This window comes from Burkholderia sp. S171 (assembly GCF_009766085.1).
Lineage (GTDB): Bacteria > Pseudomonadota > Gammaproteobacteria > Burkholderiales > Burkholderiaceae > Caballeronia.
In genome coordinates this window covers 59877-77796 of sequence record NZ_LMUF01000013.1, presented here as the reverse complement: position 1 = coordinate 77796, position 17920 = coordinate 59877, and the positions used below count along the sequence as shown (strand labels likewise).

Here is a 17920-nt window from a genome sequence, read left to right as displayed (position 1 = left end):
CATGGCCGGAAATCTTTTTACTGTCACTGATGCCGGGAGAGCTGCGCTCGTCTCGACCGGGAACACGGGCACGGCTGCGCACAAAGTCACGCAAATCGGCGTGAGCACTGTCGCCTTTGACTCGACCGATAAGACGCTCAAAGTGTTGCCAGGCGAGCGCAAGCGCATCGCCACGCTGGCCGGCGAGAACGTCGCGGCCGACATGATTCACGTTACGTTGAAAGACGATACGGACGATCAATACACGCTCTATGGTTTCGGCCTGTACTTTGAAAACGGCGTGCTGTTTGGCACCTACAGCCAGGCCACGCCGATCATGGAGAAGTCGCCGGCGGCAATGCTTTTGCTCGCGGCCGATATGGCGTTCAAGTCAATCGACACGGCACTCATCTCTTTCGGCGATGCGACTTTCACGAACCCGCCGGCGACCGTTGATCGCCAGGGCGTTGTGCAACTGGCGACGATTCCCCAGGCGATCGCCGGCACCGACAACCGACGCGCCGTAACGCCCGCCGGCCTCATTGCCGCGATCGGCCCCGCGATCGCGGGCAAATCCGACAAGGGACACGGACACGCGATTGTCGATATCGACGGCCTTCAATCGGCGCTCGATAGCAAGTCGCCGATAGGACACGGGCACACCATCGCCAACGTGAGCGGCTTGCAAAGCGCGCTCGACTCGCGCCTCGGCGTGAGTGGGGGGGAAGTGAGCGGCGATGTGCAGCTCAAATCGACGGGCACGTATAGCCCGCGATTGCTTCTCGACGCGAACGGCTACGCCCCTTTTCTGCGTTCGAATTCGATTGGCAAAACGATTGAAGCGGTCAACTCGGCTAATGGCGCGATCAATGCGACGCTTGACGACAACGGCGTGTTGTCGCTGCCGCGTGCGCGCCCCAACTGGGCGGGCGGCCTGGTTCCCTACGATAACGGCAACCTGAACCCGTACACGAAAGCCGGCGGTGAGCTGAACGGCAACGCGCCCTTTCAAACGCGCACGAGTTACGCCAATGGCGCTTTTCGAGTGCTCGCGCCCGATACGACCGGCATCGGCGGTGCTTACGCCGCATGGAGCACCGACCGAACACCGGCTATGCAAATCGACACGCCCAACGCCGGCGCCGCTTATATGGGTATTCGCTGGACGCACCAGGGCGTGCGGAACATCGCGGCGATCGACGCTTATGAAGGCGGAAGCACGACCACCGAGCCGACGATCTCGATGCACCTAGACGGGCAAGCAAACGCATGGACATTCGGCCGCACGGCAATCACCCGGGGCGCCGGCGGCACCGTATGGCATTCGGCTAACTTGCCCTCACCAGCTCAAACGACCGGCTCTAACTACACCGGTCAACTGAATATGTTCACCGCAAGCGCGATTCGGTTTTACGGCCAGGGCAACAGTTACGGCCAAACCATGCGCGGCGATTCGAGCGGCATTGTTGGCTTTATCAGCAACGACCTCACGCGCTGGACGATGCAACTCAACGATGGCGGCCTCGCTCAGTTTGGCGGGCAGGTTTGGGCAGCAAACGGCGGCGGCCGCTTGTGCGAGGACGGCAACATCTACGGCGGCGTATGGGGCGGCTATCTGAGCAACTGGCTTAACAGTCAAATCAACAACCGCGTCCCTATCCGTAACGGGGGATGGGCGAATCAGGGGTACGTAGTCACCAACAGCAGTAACAGCATGCAAATCTGGTGGGATGGCCGCGTGCAGGTTCAAGTAGACGGCTCATACCAGGGCTACATGTGGACCTCTGGCAACTTCGATCCTGGCAGCAAGGCCCAAGCCGGCGCGCGCGTGCAATGGGATAGCGGCGTTCAAGAAGTCGGCCCGATCGGAAACGGAACCATCGGCGATAGCGCGCCCTGGGTAGTTGTGGGCGGGCGCTCTTGCGGCAATAGCTCAACGGCCAATTGTATTTGGCTGCACCTCGCAGTCTTAAGGAATCAATAACCATGTACATGACGAATAACGATCTTTGGGCGGTGATGAAACTGAAATACCCCGACCTCGAAGGCGGCCGCGATTACCTCATGGCTTGCAAGATTCCGAACGAAGGTTTCGAGCAACAAGAGCACGCATACATTTTTCGCTGGAACGTGGCGACTGTTGCCGAGCCGTCGCAAGCCGACCTCGAAGCGTATTGGACCGCGAATATGTCGGCCGTCTTGGCGGCACAAATCGCCGAGGCTTTCCGCGTTGAGCGTGACCGGCGCCTTATCGAAGCTGACGCGCTCGTAGAGACGGCGATCGACAAAGGCGACGCCCAAGCCGAGCGCGCAGCTCGCGATTACCGCCAGGCGTTACGCGATGTGCCTCAACAGCCGGATTTCCCTGAAACGGTCGACTGGCCTCTTTTACCGCAGTAAATCCCTTTCACTCTGGAGTAAATGAAATGCCTTTGAAGAAAACCATTCTGATTGCATCGATTGGCGTGCCCGCATCGCATCACATTATTCGCAGCGTAAATATCGACCTGGAAGCGAAAACGGCGAGTGTTTGCGTTGCCAGTTTCTACGATACCGACGCTGCAAACGCGGGCGCGCAATCGATCGGCATGGCACATGTGAACCTCGATACGGCGCCCGCTACTGGCGACGATCTGCGCGCCTTCTGTGAGCGCGCGCTCGCCGCACCGGCGCCGACCGAGCAACGCGGCGACATGGAGATGACCGCCAACCCCGGCCGCTACCTGTTCGCCGGCGCCGAAATCGTCGGCTGATCTACACACGCCCCGTATCCACTCACCTCACCGGAGCACTAGGACACCATGCCTACCGAATATCACCACGGCGTAAGAGTCATCGAAATCAACGAAGGCACGCGCCCAATCCGCACCGTATCGACGGCTGTTATCGGCCTGGTTGCGACGGCCGAGGACGCCGACCCGGCGACGTTCCCGCTCGATACGCCCGTGCTCATCACGAACGTTGCAAGCGCGATCGGCAAGGCCGGCACAAAAGGCACCTTGCGCGCGACGCTCGCCGGTATCGCGGCACAAACCAAGCCCCTTACCATCGTCGTGCGCGTGGCCCAAGGCCTAGACGCGGCCGAAACGACCTCAAACGTGATCGGCACGACGACTGCAACCGGCGCTTATACGGGCATGCAAGCGTTGCTCACGGCGCAATCTAAGCTCGGCGTTAAACCTCGCATCCTGGGCGTGCCGAAGCTCGATACCGAGGCGGTCGCTCAAGCGATGGCGACCATCGCGCAAAAGCTGCGCGGCTTTGCTTACGTGTCGGCCAATGGTGCAGCGACGAAGGAAGAAGCGACCACGTATCGCAAGCAATTCAGCCAACGCGAAATCATGGTGATCTGGCCTGATTGGATCGGATGGGACATCACGATTAACGCAGCAACCGAGATTCCCGCGACGGCGATCGCGCTCGGCTTGCGCGCGAAGATCGACGAAGAAACCGGCTGGCACAAGACGCTTTCGAATGTCGGCGTCAATGGCGTAACGGGTATCAGCAAGGACGTGTTTTGGGACTTGCAAGACCCGGCGACGGACGCGGGTTATTTGAACGAGCAAGACGTAACGACGCTGATTAATTCGGGCAAGGGCTTTCGCTTTTGGGGTTCGCGTACCTGTTCCGATGATGCGCTTTTCCCGTTCGAGAACTACACCCGCACCGCTCAAGTCGTCGCCGACACGATCGCCGAGGCGCACATGGAATATGTCGACAAGGCCATGCACCCGTCGCTCGTGCGCGACCTGATCGAAAGCATCAATCAGAAGTTTCGCGAGCTGGTCGCGCAAGGCTATCTGATCGGCGGCTCGGCCTGGTACGACGAAGAACCGAACACGCTCGACTCGCTCAAGAACGGGCAGCTCTACATCGATTACGACTACACGCCCGTACCGCCGATTGAAAACCTGATGCTGCGCCAGCGCATCACCGACCGTTACCTCGCCGACTTCGCATCGCGTATTCAGGCTTAACCAGGAGTAAGAAAACATGGCATTGCCGAAAAAGCTAAAGGCATTCAACCTGTTTCAAGACGGCGACAACTATCGCGGCGAAGTCGTCGAAATCGCCTTGCCGAAGCTCTCGCGCAAGATGGAGGATTACCGCGCCGGCGGGATGAATGGCCCGATTGAAATTGACCAGGGACAAGAAAAGATTTCGCTCGAATGGACGTGCGGCGGCATCATGCGCGCCGTGCTGGAAAAGTACGGCGTTACGAAGCATGACGGCGTGCAATTGCGCTTCGCCGGCGCCTACCAGGCCGAGGAAGGCACACGCCCCGATTCTGTCGAAGTCGTCGTGCGCGGCCGGCACAAAGAAATCGACTTTGGTAGCGCGAAACCTGGCGACGACACCGCTTTCAAGGTTAGTACCTCGTGCAGCTATTACAAGCTTTCGATCAACGGTGCAACGATCATTGAAATCGACTTTATCAACATGGTCGAAATCGTCAACGGTCAAGACTTGCTCGCCGACTTGCGCACCGCGATCGGCCTGTAACCCGCTCACTTCATAGCCTCGCCCCGCTCGCCTGGTAACGCCCAGGCGAGCACCACGAACACCCCAATCTAAGCAGAGAAAACGATGACCGAACAAATCAAGAGCGAACCGATCCCCCTCGATACCCCGATTCAACGCGGCGATCAAACCATCACTGAAATCACCTTGCGCAAGCCGTCTGCCGGCGAGCTGCGCGGAACCTCGCTTAACGCCCTGGTGAATCTGGACGTGGACGCGCTCGGCAAGGTATTGCCGCGCATCTCAACGCCCACGCTCACCGAATTCGACGTGCGTGCGATGGACCCGGCCGACCTGGTGCAATTGGGGGTGGCGTTCGCAGATTTTTTGCTGCCGAATCGGGCACGCTAGAGCACGGTATACCCGACGAAGTAGAAGAAGCGATGGCCGATATCGCGAGCGTCTTTCACTGGACGCCCGCCGATATGCACGGCCTTTCACTCGCCGAGCTGGCGAACTGGCGTGAGCGTGCGCGCGTGCGCTCACCCTATGCAAGCGAAGATTAGACGATGGCAAACGACCTCAAATTGCGCGTGCTGTTCGATATGGTCGACGGTGCGACGCGGCCCATTCGAAACATTCTCAACGGTAACAAGGGCCTGGCCGCGTCGCTTAAAGAGTCGCGCGCCGAACTCGGCAAACTTCAAAAAGCACAAAAGGACGTTGCCGCGTTTCGCGATATGCGCACCGGCCTGGTCGGCGCCAAGCGCGATTTGCAAGGCGCACAATCGCGCGTCGCCGAGCTGGCGCGCGCGATCGCGTCGACGGACACGCCTACAAAGGCGATGAACGCCGAATTTGAGAAGGCGAAACGCACGGCCGCGCAGCTCGCCATTGCACACGACGCCCAGGCGAACAAGGTACGCGAGCTGCGCACGCGCCTCGATGGCGCCGGCATTGATACGCGCAATCTTTCGCAGCACGAGCGCACCTTGCGCGCGAGCATGGCCGCGACTACCGCCACGATGGCGACGCAACAAAACCAACTCGCCGAGCTGACGACACGCACGAAGCGCCTCGCAGAAGCCCGCGAGAAAATGAACAAGCTGAAAGAGCGGGCCGGCTCGATGGCGGGCACTGGCGCGAAAATGATGGCGGGGGGCGCCGCTGTCGGCGCTGCAACGCTCGTTCCTATTGCGGCCTATGCCAAGGCCGAGGACTCGGCGACGCAGCTCGCCGGCGCCCTGATGCGTGCGGGTAGCGTAGTCCCGCCGGAATTCGAAAAGATCAACGCGCTCGCGATGAAACTCGGCGACAAGCTGCCAGGCACGACCTCCGATTTTCAGGACATGATGACGATGCTTACGCGCCAGGGCATGAGCGCGCAAACCATCCTCGGCGGCATGGGCGAGGCGACCGCCTATCTCGCCGTGCAGCTCAAAAAGACGCCGACCGAGGCGGCCGAGTTTGCCTCGAAGCTGCAAGACGCCACGCGCACGACCGAGAAAGACATGCTCTCGCTGTCGGACGTGATCCAGAAGGCGTTTTATCTCGGCGTCGACGATAACAACATGCTCAACGGGTTCGCCAAGCTCGGCCCCGCGATGGATACGATTAAAAAGAAAGGCCTTGAAGGCGCGAAGGCGCTCGCCCCGCTGCTCGTGATGGCCGATCAATCGGGCATGGAAGGAAGCGCGGCCGGCAACGCATACCGCAAAGTCTTTCAACTCGGTATGGACACGCGCAAAGTCGCCAAGGCAAACAAGCAACTTGCACCGAAGCAGAAACTTAGCTTCACCGATGGCAAGGGCGAGTTTGGCGGCCTCGACAACATGTTTAAGCAATTCGAGAAGCTAAAGAGCCTCACGACTGAGAAGCGCCTCGGCGTGATGAAAACGATCTTTGGAGACGACGCCGAAACGCTTCAAGTGATTTCGCTGATGATTGAGAAGGGCAAAGCCGGCTATGACGAAGTGCAGGGCAAAATGTCCGCACAAGCGTCGCTCCAAGAGCGCGTTAATAAGCAACTCGGCACGCTGTCGAATCTTTGGGAAGCGGCCGGCGGCACCTTTACAAACGGCCTGGTCGCGTTTGGCGAATCAATCTCGCCTGAGATTAAAAGCGTTGTCGATTGGCTCGGCAACATGGCGCAACGCATGGGCGATTTCGCTCGCCAAAATCCCGTGCTCGCTAACGGCCTGATGAAAACCGTTGCGGCCCTGGCTGTGCTTCTCACTGTCGGCGGCGCCCTTATGGTGATGCTGGCCGGCGTGCTCGGCCCGCTCGCGATCGTCAAATTCAGTATGACCGCGCTCGGCATGCAAGGCGGCATCCTGGCGCGCGTGCTCGGCCTGGGCGGTATGGCCTGGCGCGCTTTCGGCTCGGCCGCGATGTTCGCCGGCCGCGCCATGCTGATGAATCCGATCGGCCTCGCGATCACCGCGATCGCGGCCGCTGCCCTGTTGATCTATACATATTGGGAGCCGATCAAGGCGTTTTTCGGCGGCCTATGGGACCAGGTTAAACAAGCGTTCGCCGGCGGCCTGTCGGGCGTCGCGGCCCTCATTCTCAACTGGTCGCCAATGGGTTTGTTTTACCAGGCGTTCGCGGCGGTCCTGCAATGGTTCGGCGTCGACATGCCGGCGAAGTTTTCGGAATTCGGCGCGAACATCTTGGCCGGCCTGGTCAACGGCATCACGAGCGGCCTCGGCGCGGTCAAGGATGCAATCACGGGCGCCGCCGATAGCACGGTCGGATGGTTCAAAGAAAAGCTCGGCATCCATAGCCCTTCGCGCGTTTTCGGCGAGCTGGGCGGCTTCATCACCCAGGGCGCCGCCCTCGGCATGGAGGGCGAGCAAGGGCGAATCTCGAAGGCGGCCGCCGGCCTGGCCGCGCTCGCGGTGACTTCATTCGGCGCACCTGGCGCGGCCCTGGCAGGCGCTACGCCGTTCGGCGGCCCTGGGGCATCTATTGACATCCGGCCGGCACTCGCGGCCCGCCAGGCGGCCGGAAATTCGGCCGGCGGGGCATCGGCCGGCGGGGCTGGCGGCGATCAATACATTTTTCACATCACGGGCAACGATCCAAAGGAAATCGCGAACCAGGTAAAGACCGCGATTGAAAAGATCGAACGCGAGAAACGTGCGCGCAACGGCTCGCGCCTGAGTGACTAACCGGAGAAAGAAAGCATGCTGGCATCACTCGGACAATTCGTATTCGGCCTGTCGACCCTGGCTTATATGGAGCTGCAACGGCGCACGAGCTGGAAGCACGCGAGCACGTCACGCGTAGGCGGCCGTAACGCTCGCCAATTTACCGGCGCCGGCGACGACTCGATCACGCTGTCGGGATGGCTCGCCCCTGCGCAAGTAGGCGGCACGCTCGCATCACTTACGACGCTGCGCAGAATGGGCGATGACGGCGAAGCGTATGCCCTTGTCGACGGCGGCGGATCTGTTTATGGCGCTTTCATCATTGAGGGCTTAGACGAAGGGCAAACGCTGCACGACAAGAACGGCACGCCTCGCCGCGTCGAATTCACAATCAACCTCATGCGTGTCGACGATGGACTCGTGAAAACCAAGACCGAAACGAGCAAGGAAAAAAGCGCATGAAGCAACCGACCCCGGAGTATCAAATCACGCTCGACGGTCGCGACCTAACGAGCAAGATCGCCCCGCGCCTGATTAGCTTGTCTCTTTCTGAGTCGCGCTCTGATGAAGCCGACCAGCTCGACATTACGCTCGACGACGCAGACGGCTTACTCGCGATCCCGCCACGCGGCGCCGTGCTGCGCGTCGCGTTTGGCTGGTCCGATACTGGCATCGTTGATAAGGGTAGTTTCACGGTCGACGAAACCGAGCACGCCGGCGCCCCGGATACGCTCACCATTCGCGCGCGCTCGGCATCGCTCACGAAAGAATTAGGCGAGCGCATTGAACGAAGCTGGCACGGTGAAACGATCGGCGCGATCGTTCGCAAGATCGCCGGCAAACACAGCTTGAAACCCGCAATTGCCGAGGCCCTTTCGAAGATCACGATTGCACACATCGATCAAACGCACGAGTCGGATATGTCGTTTCTTACGCGCCTCGCGAAGCGTTACGACGCCGTGATGAACGTGAAGGATTCGAACCTGCTGTTTATGCCGATCGGGCACGGCACGACCGCGAAAGGCACTAAGCTCGAATCGATCGAGCTGACGCGCGCCGATGGCGACTCACATCGATATCACATCGCCGAGCGCGAGAACTATGCCGGCGTTCGCGCGAACTATCACGCGACCGGCCGAGCGAAACGCAAGTCTGTCGTTGTGGGCGGCGAAAACAATCACAACATGAAGGTATTGCCTGAGACGTATGCAACCGAGGCCGACGCACGGGCGGCCGCTACTGCCGAATTCAACCGAACAAAGCGAAGTCAGGCGACGATGGATTACACCTTGGCGCTCGGCCGGCCTGATCTGTACCCGGAGATTCCCGTTTATCTCAACGGGTTCAAACCCGATATTGATGCGCTTTCTTGGCTCGCGAAAAAGGTAAAGCACTCAATCAGCGACGGCGGATTCACGACCGCGTTAGAGCTGGAAACGCGAGACGACCCGACAAGCGATCGACACCGCTCGCACTTTCGAAAAGGCGGATAAAAAAACGGCCAGGGCTGCAAACCCTGGCCGCTTCTCTTTGCGCTGCCCGTGCTTCATTCGTCGCCGGCAATCACTTCGCCAGGCCGACGCTCGCGGCACTCTGCGCCGGCGATGCAAACCAATGTATGCGCGGCGAGATATTGTTTTGACGCCTCTACCCCGCTCGCCTGGCCCAGCTCGTGACACTCTTTTCGGCCGCCCTGGAATGCGAAGCCCTGGGCGCCGATCGCGTTGCGCACCTCAACCCGCGATATAGACGCACTGCCCCACGCTTTCTTTTGATCGCCCCATAGCGGCGAGCACGCGCCCATAGTGACGATGTTCGAATAGATAGCGCGCGTTACGGTCGACCGGTTCACGGTGATTTTCAACGCCCCGCCCTCGATCGTCGCGTCTTTGATCGAGTAAGGCGCGAGACTCTTTTGCAAGGCCGGCGGCACCTGGTCCGCATGAGCGTTGAAAGTGAAGATGCAAAGCGCGGCGAGTGTCGCCGGCCGAGCTGCCCGTGCAAGCGTCGTTCTCATTGTCATTCGTTCCTTTGTTGTTTCTCGATTGGCCCTTACGCCATACCGCATTCTAAGCACCCTCACCGCGCACGCCCGCGAAGGAATCGGCCGCACCGGAGCCGGCGCGCAAAACCTTATATTCGCCCTTGCCGTAACCTTATATTAGACTTATAATGCCGACATGAACAAAATCAACTGGACATCGAAAGCAACGAAGCAGGCGCGCAAGCTCGATAGGCCCGTTCGTGTTGCGATCGTCGACGCCGTTGAACAACTGGCCGCAATGCCGGATTGCCAGAACGTGAAGGCGCTGACAAACCATGAATACGGCTACCGTCTGCGAGTTGGTAACTACAGGGTACTTTTAGATTGGGATGGCTCAATCAAAATCGTCGAAATACAGGAAGTGAGGAAACGCGATGAACGCACCTACTAACATTCAAACGATCAACGGCCCGGACGGAAAGCCGGCCTTTGTCGTGATCCCCTATAGCGAATACATCGCGCAGCATGCGCGCGACAATGACTTGATCCCGCATGAAGTCGTGCGCCGCACGCTCGCGAATGACATACCGCCGGCGCGCGCATGGCGCGAACACCTTGGGCTAACGCAAGCGGAAGTCGCCGAACGGCTCGGCGTCTCTCAATCGGCCTATGCACAGCAAGAAAGCAGCGCACGCCTACGCGCCTCGTCGCGCGAAAAGATCGCCGGCGCACTCGGCATCACGGCGGCGCAACTTGATTTCTGATCGCCGCCGCGATCGAGAACCGACCTACGAGGAAAGCATCGCGGACACTGAGCGCGCTTTGCGCCGGCGCATCAAGGCCGCGCATGAATCCTTTGAACCCGGCTCCGATCAATTCAATGCGGCCCTTGGAACCTGCTACACCGTGCTCGAAGGGGTATGCCGGAAGTTGCTATCACCCCCGCCGACGAAGCCCGCTTGCGGGCGCTTATCGAGCGCGAGCGCCAGTAACGGGAATCAATCGTCGGCCGCCGATAGCTTCTCGTTTTTATGGTAAGCCTCGCGCATTCGCTTTCCGCGCGCCTCATAATGCTGTCTTCCTCTCACTATTTGCTCAGGGGTTCGGACGAGGCCGAAATACCCATTTCCGCCTCGCTCTATCGCGCCTAAGTCGGCATCGATATCTAATTCTTGGCGTGATACGTGTTTGCCATAGGTTTCATAGAACGAGTCTGGATCGCCGGCCTCGTCACAGGCGTCGCGTTCATTTGCCCACAATATGCGGAGATTCCGCTCATTGTCATAGGTGCGTCGCGCCAGTATTTCGGCGTCAAGCCGGGCAATTTTTCGATGCAAAACTGCTACCCATGCTAAGAGCACGAAGACACCGAGGATAGGAATGAACATTTTCGCCTTTCGTGTTGGTGGCAAATATCCGCGATTCTCTAGACCCGTCTCATCGCAGTCAAGAAAACGAATGTTTTTTATACCGTTTGAATTTAGGGCGTCTAGGCGCCTTTTTTTGCCCACAATCGGTATAGAAACCCCGTAAACTAATCAACGTAAAAGAAACCCCCGACTTTCGTTTTATTGACGCGCCGGAAGTGACACTCGATCTGCAACGCGACGCCGCGCACCGGATGCGGTCAAGTCTACGAAAGAAAGGCGAGCGGCAAGCCGAAGACAGGACGGCCCGAGCTGGCGAATATGCTGCGCGCGGCGCGCTAGGGCGGCACGTTGATCGTATGCCGGGTCGATCGCCTCGGCCGCTCTCTCACTGACCCGGTGCGCATCGTAGGCGAGCTGATCGGCCGAGGCGTCGCGTTCGAAAGCCCGTCCGAAAAGATCGACACGAGCAACAAGCGGAAAAGAAAGAGGCCGAGACGGCCACTAGCGCGCGTACCGCAAATTCCCGACGCAATAGCCGATGAACTCGACTTGCTCGGCCTGGTTCGCATCCAACGTTTCGCATGGATAGTTCGGATTATCGTTCATCAACTTAAGGGCGCCGTCGTGCATTCGTTGCACGCGGCGCACCCGAATCGAGTCGGCGAAGCGCACGACATACACGCCGTCTATCTCACGATCCTGGCGGTCCACGAGCAACACATCCCCGGTTACCATCGTCGGTGCCATGCTGCTCCCCTGCATTCGCAAAGCAAATAGATCGCCGTCGCAAATCCCCTCATCGCGTAACCACTCGCACGGCAGTCTTACGGCGAGCTGCGGTTTGCCGTCATCTAAGAAGCCCGCCAAATCGAAAGCGGGGATTTCTTTATAAGAATCCGGTCCGGCTTGGATATTTGCGCTTTGCAACGCTGATTCGGGTTCTTCGATGCCTGGTTGACCTCGACCGAGCACCAACCAGTCGAGGCTGACCTTGTGTTGCTCGGCAATGGTTACGCATTCGCTTAACGGCATGCGATCCCGAATTTTCCAGACGGCGACTTGGCTACGCGATACCCCGAGCGCGTCGGCCAATTCGACGTCTTTGGACACGCCAACTACCACTTTCATTCTGTCAACAATCGCTTGAATAACAAGCTTTTTATCGTTCATCTCGATTCCAATAAATTTCATAAAGTATGTGCGTTAGGAAACAGTAAGGCATATAATTACATTTAGTAACCTTCAGTTTCATATAGTCACACTCAATTACCTTTATGCCAAGCTCAAACGTATCTCTAACGACACCGAAACGGGTTCCCATCGCCATGAGTGCCGACGAAATCGAAGCCCTTCAACGCCTCGCAAAATTGGACTCGCGGAGCACCGCATCAATGGCGCGGATTATCTACTTGGAAGGGCTAAAAAAATATGCCACGGCGCCGTCGGGACAGCGGGAATAGAAAGCAATCGATAGGAATTTGAGCAACCGATAAGGAATAGGCCGGGGGCGGAAATCCTTTTTCTTAAATCGGAAAGATCGAGACCATGCGAATAACCCTGAGCTGTCCACATTGCAGAAGTCGCGTTACCGCTCGCACGTCGCGCGAACTGTCCTCGACGATGCGCGAAATAGTTTTTGTGTGCTTTGACGCTGAGTGCGGACATACCTTTGTCGCCCAACTCGAAGCAGTAAGAACGCTCTCGCCGAGCGCCAAACCGAACCCACTTATCGGTTTGCCTCTTTCGCCGCATGTGCGTGAGCGCGTAATGAATCAACTTCAATTGCTGGACTGAGAGAACGAACCGGAGTAACGAATGACGACCACCACTGAACAAACTTTGCATTACGCCGCCCTTGGTTACATCTCCCAACGTCAGGGCGAACACCTCGACCACGATCGCCTGTTGCTGATCGACCGTTGCGTGTCGCATCTGATCGAGACGAAAAATGTGTCGCAACGCGTAGCGGAAATCGCCACGTTGCAAGCCTATGGCGAGCACGACTCGAAGGCATGCAAGGCTTATGTTGATATGTCATTGACAACGAGCCATTCGATTTTCATTCGTGACGTTAGAACTGGACGCTTGCGCGTTTTCTCTGTTGGCGAGTTGATCGACCTGGTGAAAACGCCAGCTCTCGCAAGCCTGCCAGTGCCGAGCACTCGACACCTGCTTGCCAACGGCATTACCGAAACGCCCCTTTCTCAGTAAGACCAAACCCACAAAAGCGCCTGTCTGGCTGCTCACTTCCGAGCTGCAGCCGGGGATAACTCACGCCCTCGATTTGAATAAAAACGTTATGGCCTCCATCGAAGATCTCAAACGCCGCATCGATCTGCACCAACTCGCCGACCGTCTGGGACTGAAACAAGGCAAGGGCGGTGACAAAGCCCTCTATCACTCGCCGCACCATCCAGATAAACATCCATCGCTCTCGATCTATCAGGGACACCCGAAATACGGCACCGGCTGGAAAGATCACAGCGGCGACGCTGGCGGCTCGTGCATTGACCTGGTGATGCACGTCCAAGGCTGCACGGTGTCGGAGGCGATGAAATACCTGCACGACGCGTTCGGCATCCCCTACGACGCGCCGACCAACTCGGCACCGGCTCGAGAAAAATCGCGTTGTGACTACATCGCCGAGCGTTCCCTTACCAACGCCGAGAAGGTGCGCGCCTACCTCACCGGTCGAGGCATTAGCGACGCCGCGATCGACGCGGCGATCAAGGCCAAGACCCTTGGCTATAACGACTACACCAGCTCGACAAAGAAGCCTGGCGATGTCGGCTATTGCGGACCCTCGGCGGCTTTTATCGTCAGACCGGTGAACGGCGCGGAAGTGATCGCCGTTGACATGCGCTTTATCGACCCCGCCCTCAATGGGGACGTGAAAACGCAAACGCAAGGCGAGAAAGACGGCTACGGCTGGACGGCCGACCCCCGCAGGCTTGCCCGCGCGCACCGCGTCATCCTGGTCGAAAGCTCGATCAATGCCCTCTCGATCGATACGTGCAACATGCACGGTACGGCCGCCGTCTCGATCCGTGGCATCGGCAACGCCGGGAACATCGACTTTTCGTTTCTGATCGGCAAGCAAGTCGTGATCTGCATGGACAACGACGGCCCCTTTCCCGACGGGCATCACCGTGCAGGGCACCGCCCAGGCCCGGAAGCCGCCTGGACCATTTACGAGCGCCTGACCGCCTTGAATATATCGGCGAGCCTGGTCGATCAATCCGACTGGGTTCAAGACCTGGCAGACGGCGCGAACAAGACGACGCCGATCAATGACGTCAATGATTTTCTGTTGATGCGCGACGCCGCCTCACTCGCCAAAGCGCTGAACACGTTCGAGCAATGGTTGATCCCCGGCATGGCCGGCAACACCACGCATAAAGGAAAGCGCCGCGTCTATCTGCCCGAACACGACTACGCGCTCTACTGGCGGTTTCGCACCCACCTCGATTTCACGCGCTATATCACCCGCATGGAACGCAAGGAGGATTCGGACGTTGAAACACCGACCTACGGCGACCTGTGCGGCTTTCGGGTTGCCTCGCTCTCACGCGTCGCGGTCGCAAGCGCGTCGTCGACGATGACCGGCGACGTCGACCAGGCGCCGAACGTCTATTTCGCGGCGACCGTGCAGACGCCTCGACACGGCTCGAAGCTCACGCGCAAGGTGATGCTCGATGACCAGCTCCACAACAACACGCATTGGCTGAAATTCGGCCCGATCTGGAAGCCCGCCGAATTTTCGCGCATGGTCTCGATTCTGGAACGCACGGCCGACCTCGGCGCGCGCAACGCGGCGAACTTCGTCGGCCTCGCCTGGCGCGACGGAGCGCTCACGGTGAATGAAGGCCCTGATTGTTATTTCACCGACGCCGAAAAGCAGTGCCCGTATCACAACCTGACCTTTCCGAGCGGGGCAAGGACCGACGCTCGCCGCGTCATCACGGCGTACCAAGACACGTTCAAGGAAAACGCGGCGGCCATTCCACTGGTGTGGGCGCTCGGCGGCCACCTGAAAGCAATGCTTGGGTTTTGGCCGCACATCACGGTGCAGGCCGACAAGGGCGCCGGCAAATCGACGCTCATCAAACGGCTCGAACGCTCGATCGCCTTCACGATGTTTTCCGGGCAGAGCTTGCAGACCGAGTTTCGGCTCTTGACGAGCATCAGCCATACGAGCCACCCGGTCGGCTGGGAAGAGCTATCCGCCCGCCGGCAAGAAGTGATCGACAAGGCGGTCGGCCTGCTTCAGGAAAACTATCAGTACACGGTGACTCGGCGCGGCGCTGATATGACCGAATACCTATTGTGCGCACCGGTCATGCTGGCGGGCGAAGACGTGCCCGTGCGCAGCCTGCTCGGCAAGCTGGTCCGTACCACCTTGACCGGCAAACGCGGCCCACTGCTACCCGACGACCTGCCCCGCTTTCCGGTACGCGAATGGCTGGAATTCCTCGCCGCTTTGAACAAGCGCGAGGTGCTCGATCACTACCGCGCGCTGCGCGAGCGGTGTCTCACCAACAGCCGCGCCAGCGGCGCCGACGACGGCGCGTTGCGCATGGCCGGCAATTACTCGGCCGTGGCGCTGGCCTGGCACTACCTATGTGAGTTCGCCGGCACGGATGACAGCGAAAGCGCGTTCTTTCACGACTTGCTCGCCGAGATGAACGGCCACATTGCAGAAACAAGCGCCGACCGCGAGCCGTGGGTGTGGATTCTCGAAACCGTGCTCTCCGAGATTGATGGCGGCAACTACAAACACCCGTACACCTTCGACATGGTCGACGGCGAGTTCTGCATTTTGCTGCGCACCGGGCACGTGATGGATCACATCGCCCACACCGGTAGCTTGCGCGACAAATGGAACGGGCTGCCGGTCAAGTCCGATCGCGTGTTCAAGAAGCAGCTCCAACAGGCCGGCGTCGTGGTCGGCACGAAGGAAGTCGAGCGACGTATTTTCATGCGCCGCGTGCCCTACCTGACGCCGATCTCGCTGCGCCGCCTCGAAGCCTTCGGCCTGCACGTGTCGGTGCGGGAGGATCTGTGCTGAACGTCGCCCACCTCACGAACCGGTGTCGACGTCCGAGCGGCCGTATCGCCTCGCTGGCTCATTCAAGCCGACCAAAAGCACGAACGACGAACGAAAAAGGGCTGGCGGGCGGAATCGGCCGGCGGCAAGGCACGGGCAGCGCACGTGCCACGTGGTTTTCGATACCCACCGCGCCTAAGTCATTGATTCTTGTAAAGAGTGCCGCCACGACTTATACGGCGTTTGCCACGAGTTACCGTGTTTTTGCCACGAGTCAGTTTTTGCACCGTCGCCGCAAGCCGTCCTCTTTTTCTCTCTCTAAATTATTGAAAGAAAAGAAGAAAGAAGGCTACGAAGCAAAGGAATTCGGAGACACCGGCGCGCCACGAGTTGATCTCGATTTGCCATCAGTTAGAGGGGCTGCCTATTTTTTGGGCCACGAGTTCCACGTGTTGTCCGTGCCTGACTCGTGGCATTTGATGGCGTCAGTTTTATTTGAAATCAATGGCTTACCGGTGATCCACCTGCCCGCCAGGTGTCCACGAGTTGCACTGCGTGTGGTCCGGCTGCGTGGGTGCGTGAGGTGAGCAGGATGGATGCTGATTCGAAGACCCTCACGCTGCTGGACGCGGCCTCGCTGCTACACGCACATCCCGAAACCGTGCGCCTCAAGGCCAAGGCCGGCGAGTTGCCAGGCCGCAAGGTTGGGAAACGCTGGATCTTCTCATTGGTTGCCCTTCAACGTTATCTGGCGGGAGAATGGACCCCGCGAGTTGTGCAGGGCGATCAGGCTAAGGAAACTCAACCATGTCGCTCTTTAAACGTAGTTCAAGTCCCAACTGGTATTACAAGCTCTACCCGCCGGGAGGCGGGCCGGTTCTATCTGGCAGCACTGGCACCGACGAAAAAGCCAAAGCGCAGGAATTCCACGACCGCCTGAAGGCGGATCTGTGGGACCAGGCTAAGCTCGGCCACAAGCCCCGCTACACTTGGAATGAGGCGGTCATACGGTACGTCGCCGACCGTGACGGGATTTCGAGTCTGGAGACGACGAAAACGCATCTGCGTTGGCTCGATCGTCATTTGTCAGGCGTCGAGCTGCGCGCGATTGATCGAGCCATGATTCACACAATCGCGCATGCCAAACGATCCGAGCAGCAAGTGCTGCGCACGCTCAAAGGCGAAAAGCCGCGCGGCAAGACGGTTAGCGCCGGGACAGTCAATCGCGTGGTGGGTGTGCTCAATGCGGTACTCAATGCTGCGGTCGAATGGGAGTGGATCGACCGGGCGCCGGTGGTCAAACGCGCCAAGGTCGCGGCGAAACGAGTGCGATGGCTCACGCCCGAGGAAGCGACCGCGTTGTTGGCGGTGCTGCCAGTGCATTTGGCCGACATGGCGCAATTCAGCCTCGAAACAGGGCTGCGCCGCTCGAACGTGACGGGCTTGCAGTGGTCGCAGGTGGATCTCGTTCGACGCCTGGCCTGGATTCATCCCGACCAGGCGAAGGCCCGGCGAGCGATCGCGGTGCCGTTGTCGGATTCGGCGGTAGCGGTACTGCGCCGGCAAGTGGCGAAAAAGCGCAAGCCGGAATTCACGGCGAGCGTGTTCGTCTATCACGGCCGGCCGGTGTATCAAACCGTGACCCAGGCTTGGCGCGACGCCTGTAGCAAAGCCGGCATCCGTGATTTCAGGTGGCACGATTTGCGCCACACCTGGGCGAGCTGGCACGTGCAACGCGGCACGCCGATGCAGGTGATCAAGGAACTCGGGGGATGGGAGACGTTGGAGATGGTGCAGCGGTACGCGCACCTGTCGGCCGATCACCTGGGGCAATGGGTGCAGTCGATGACCGAGGCGCCGGCGCAGGTGAAGCTAGCGGCGGTTTAGGTGTAATTTAGGTGTAGTTCGGAGGTGGCGGGAGCGGGCG

At 59.3% G+C, this 17920-nt stretch carries 20 protein-coding genes and 1 pseudogene; 18 read left to right on the top strand and 3 right to left on the bottom strand.

The window, feature by feature from the left end; all coding sequences use genetic code 11:
- Position 1 precedes the first annotated feature (1 nt).
- The 10 genes from GSQ93_RS08880 to GSQ93_RS08835 all read left to right on the top strand — a co-directional run bounded on the left by GSQ93_RS08880 (position 2) and on the right by GSQ93_RS08835 (position 9085).
- On the top strand, positions 2-1963 hold the full coding sequence (locus GSQ93_RS08880) for a hypothetical protein (protein WP_158935299.1): 1962 nt from the start codon (positions 2-4) through the stop codon (positions 1961-1963).
- Between the two features lie 2 nt (positions 1964-1965).
- A complete protein-coding gene (locus GSQ93_RS08875) occupies positions 1966-2379 on the top strand; it encodes a phage tail assembly chaperone (protein WP_158935298.1) in 414 nt (137 codons plus the stop codon).
- 26 nt (positions 2380-2405) lie between these two features.
- A complete protein-coding gene (locus GSQ93_RS08870; RefSeq protein WP_158935297.1) occupies positions 2406-2732 on the top strand; it encodes a hypothetical protein in 327 nt (108 codons plus the stop codon).
- Positions 2733-2780: 48 nt separating this feature from the next.
- On the top strand, positions 2781-3956 hold the full coding sequence (locus GSQ93_RS08865; RefSeq protein ID WP_158935296.1) for a phage tail sheath protein: 1176 nt from the start codon (positions 2781-2783) through the stop codon (positions 3954-3956).
- Positions 3957-3972: 16 nt separating this feature from the next.
- Positions 3973-4482: a phage major tail tube protein gene (locus GSQ93_RS08860; protein ID WP_158935295.1), complete on the top strand. Its 510-nt coding sequence runs from the start codon at positions 3973-3975 to the stop codon at positions 4480-4482.
- A gap of 84 nt (positions 4483-4566) precedes the next feature.
- Positions 4567-4851, top strand: coding sequence for a phage tail assembly protein (locus tag GSQ93_RS08855; RefSeq protein ID WP_158935294.1), 285 nt, complete (start codon positions 4567-4569; stop codon positions 4849-4851).
- A gap of 32 nt (positions 4852-4883) precedes the next feature.
- A complete protein-coding gene (locus GSQ93_RS08850; RefSeq protein WP_158935293.1) occupies positions 4884-5006 on the top strand; it encodes a GpE family phage tail protein in 123 nt (40 codons plus the stop codon).
- Positions 5007-5009: 3 nt separating this feature from the next.
- A complete protein-coding gene (locus GSQ93_RS08845) occupies positions 5010-7613 on the top strand; it encodes a phage tail tape measure protein (RefSeq protein WP_158935292.1) in 2604 nt (867 codons plus the stop codon).
- Between the two features lie 15 nt (positions 7614-7628).
- Positions 7629-8054, top strand: coding sequence for a phage tail protein (locus tag GSQ93_RS08840; protein ID WP_158935291.1), 426 nt, complete (start codon positions 7629-7631; stop codon positions 8052-8054).
- The gene (locus GSQ93_RS08835; RefSeq protein WP_158935290.1) at positions 8051-9085 is read left to right on the top strand and encodes a phage late control D family protein; all 1035 of its coding nucleotides are present in this window, start codon (positions 8051-8053) and stop codon (positions 9083-9085) included. The genes GSQ93_RS08840 and GSQ93_RS08835 overlap by 4 nt, the downstream gene beginning before the upstream one ends.
- 53 nt (positions 9086-9138) lie before the next feature.
- Here GSQ93_RS08835 and GSQ93_RS08830 read toward each other — a convergent pair whose 3' ends face one another.
- A complete protein-coding gene (locus tag GSQ93_RS08830; protein ID WP_216857591.1) occupies positions 9139-9609 on the bottom strand; it encodes a hypothetical protein in 471 nt (156 codons plus the stop codon).
- 163 nt (positions 9610-9772) lie between these two features.
- Between GSQ93_RS08830 and GSQ93_RS08825 the strand changes: the two genes are divergently transcribed.
- Together GSQ93_RS08825 and GSQ93_RS08820 are read left to right on the top strand one after the other, a co-directional pair.
- Positions 9773-10027 carry a type II toxin-antitoxin system RelE/ParE family toxin gene (locus GSQ93_RS08825; protein WP_158935289.1) on the top strand — a complete coding sequence of 85 codons (255 nt, stop codon included), beginning with the start codon at positions 9773-9775 and terminating at the stop codon, positions 10025-10027.
- Positions 10011-10340, top strand: coding sequence for a helix-turn-helix domain-containing protein (locus tag GSQ93_RS08820; protein ID WP_158935288.1), 330 nt, complete (start codon positions 10011-10013; stop codon positions 10338-10340). The genes GSQ93_RS08825 and GSQ93_RS08820 overlap by 17 nt, the downstream gene beginning before the upstream one ends.
- Before the next feature lie 234 nt (positions 10341-10574).
- Here the strand turns inward: GSQ93_RS08820 and GSQ93_RS08815 are convergent, their stop codons facing one another.
- Both GSQ93_RS08815 and GSQ93_RS08805 read right to left on the bottom strand, forming a co-directional pair.
- Positions 10575-10964, bottom strand: a complete 390-nt coding sequence (locus GSQ93_RS08815; RefSeq protein WP_158935287.1) for a hypothetical protein — start codon at positions 10962-10964, stop codon at positions 10575-10577.
- A gap of 483 nt (positions 10965-11447) precedes the next feature.
- Entirely contained in the window at positions 11448-12116 is a 669-nt protein-coding gene (locus GSQ93_RS08805; protein WP_158935286.1) for a helix-turn-helix domain-containing protein, read from the bottom strand.
- A gap of 375 nt (positions 12117-12491) precedes the next feature.
- Between GSQ93_RS08805 and GSQ93_RS08800 the strand changes: the two genes are divergently transcribed.
- The 6 genes and pseudogenes from GSQ93_RS08800 to GSQ93_RS08775 all read left to right on the top strand — a co-directional run bounded on the left by GSQ93_RS08800 (position 12492) and on the right by GSQ93_RS08775 (position 17880).
- On the top strand, positions 12492-12740 hold the full coding sequence (locus GSQ93_RS08800; RefSeq protein ID WP_158935285.1) for an ogr/Delta-like zinc finger family protein: 249 nt from the start codon (positions 12492-12494) through the stop codon (positions 12738-12740).
- A 21-nt stretch (positions 12741-12761) separates the two neighbouring features.
- Entirely contained in the window at positions 12762-13157 is a 396-nt protein-coding gene (locus GSQ93_RS08795; RefSeq protein ID WP_158935284.1) for a hypothetical protein, read from the top strand.
- A gap of 88 nt (positions 13158-13245) precedes the next feature.
- Complete coding sequence (locus GSQ93_RS08790) at positions 13246-16014, top strand: toprim domain-containing protein (protein WP_158935283.1); 2769 nt, start codon at positions 13246-13248, stop codon at positions 16012-16014.
- The gene (locus GSQ93_RS08785) at positions 16008-16580 is read left to right on the top strand and encodes a hypothetical protein (protein ID WP_158935282.1); all 573 of its coding nucleotides are present in this window, start codon (positions 16008-16010) and stop codon (positions 16578-16580) included. The genes GSQ93_RS08790 and GSQ93_RS08785 overlap by 7 nt, the downstream gene beginning before the upstream one ends.
- Before the next feature lie 5 nt (positions 16581-16585).
- Positions 16586-16735: pseudogene (locus GSQ93_RS38030) on the top strand (helix-turn-helix domain-containing protein); the annotation flags it as partial.
- Between the two features lie 65 nt (positions 16736-16800).
- A complete protein-coding gene (locus tag GSQ93_RS08775) occupies positions 16801-17880 on the top strand; it encodes a site-specific integrase (RefSeq protein ID WP_158935281.1) in 1080 nt (359 codons plus the stop codon).
- The last annotated feature ends 40 nt before the right edge of the window (positions 17881-17920 follow it).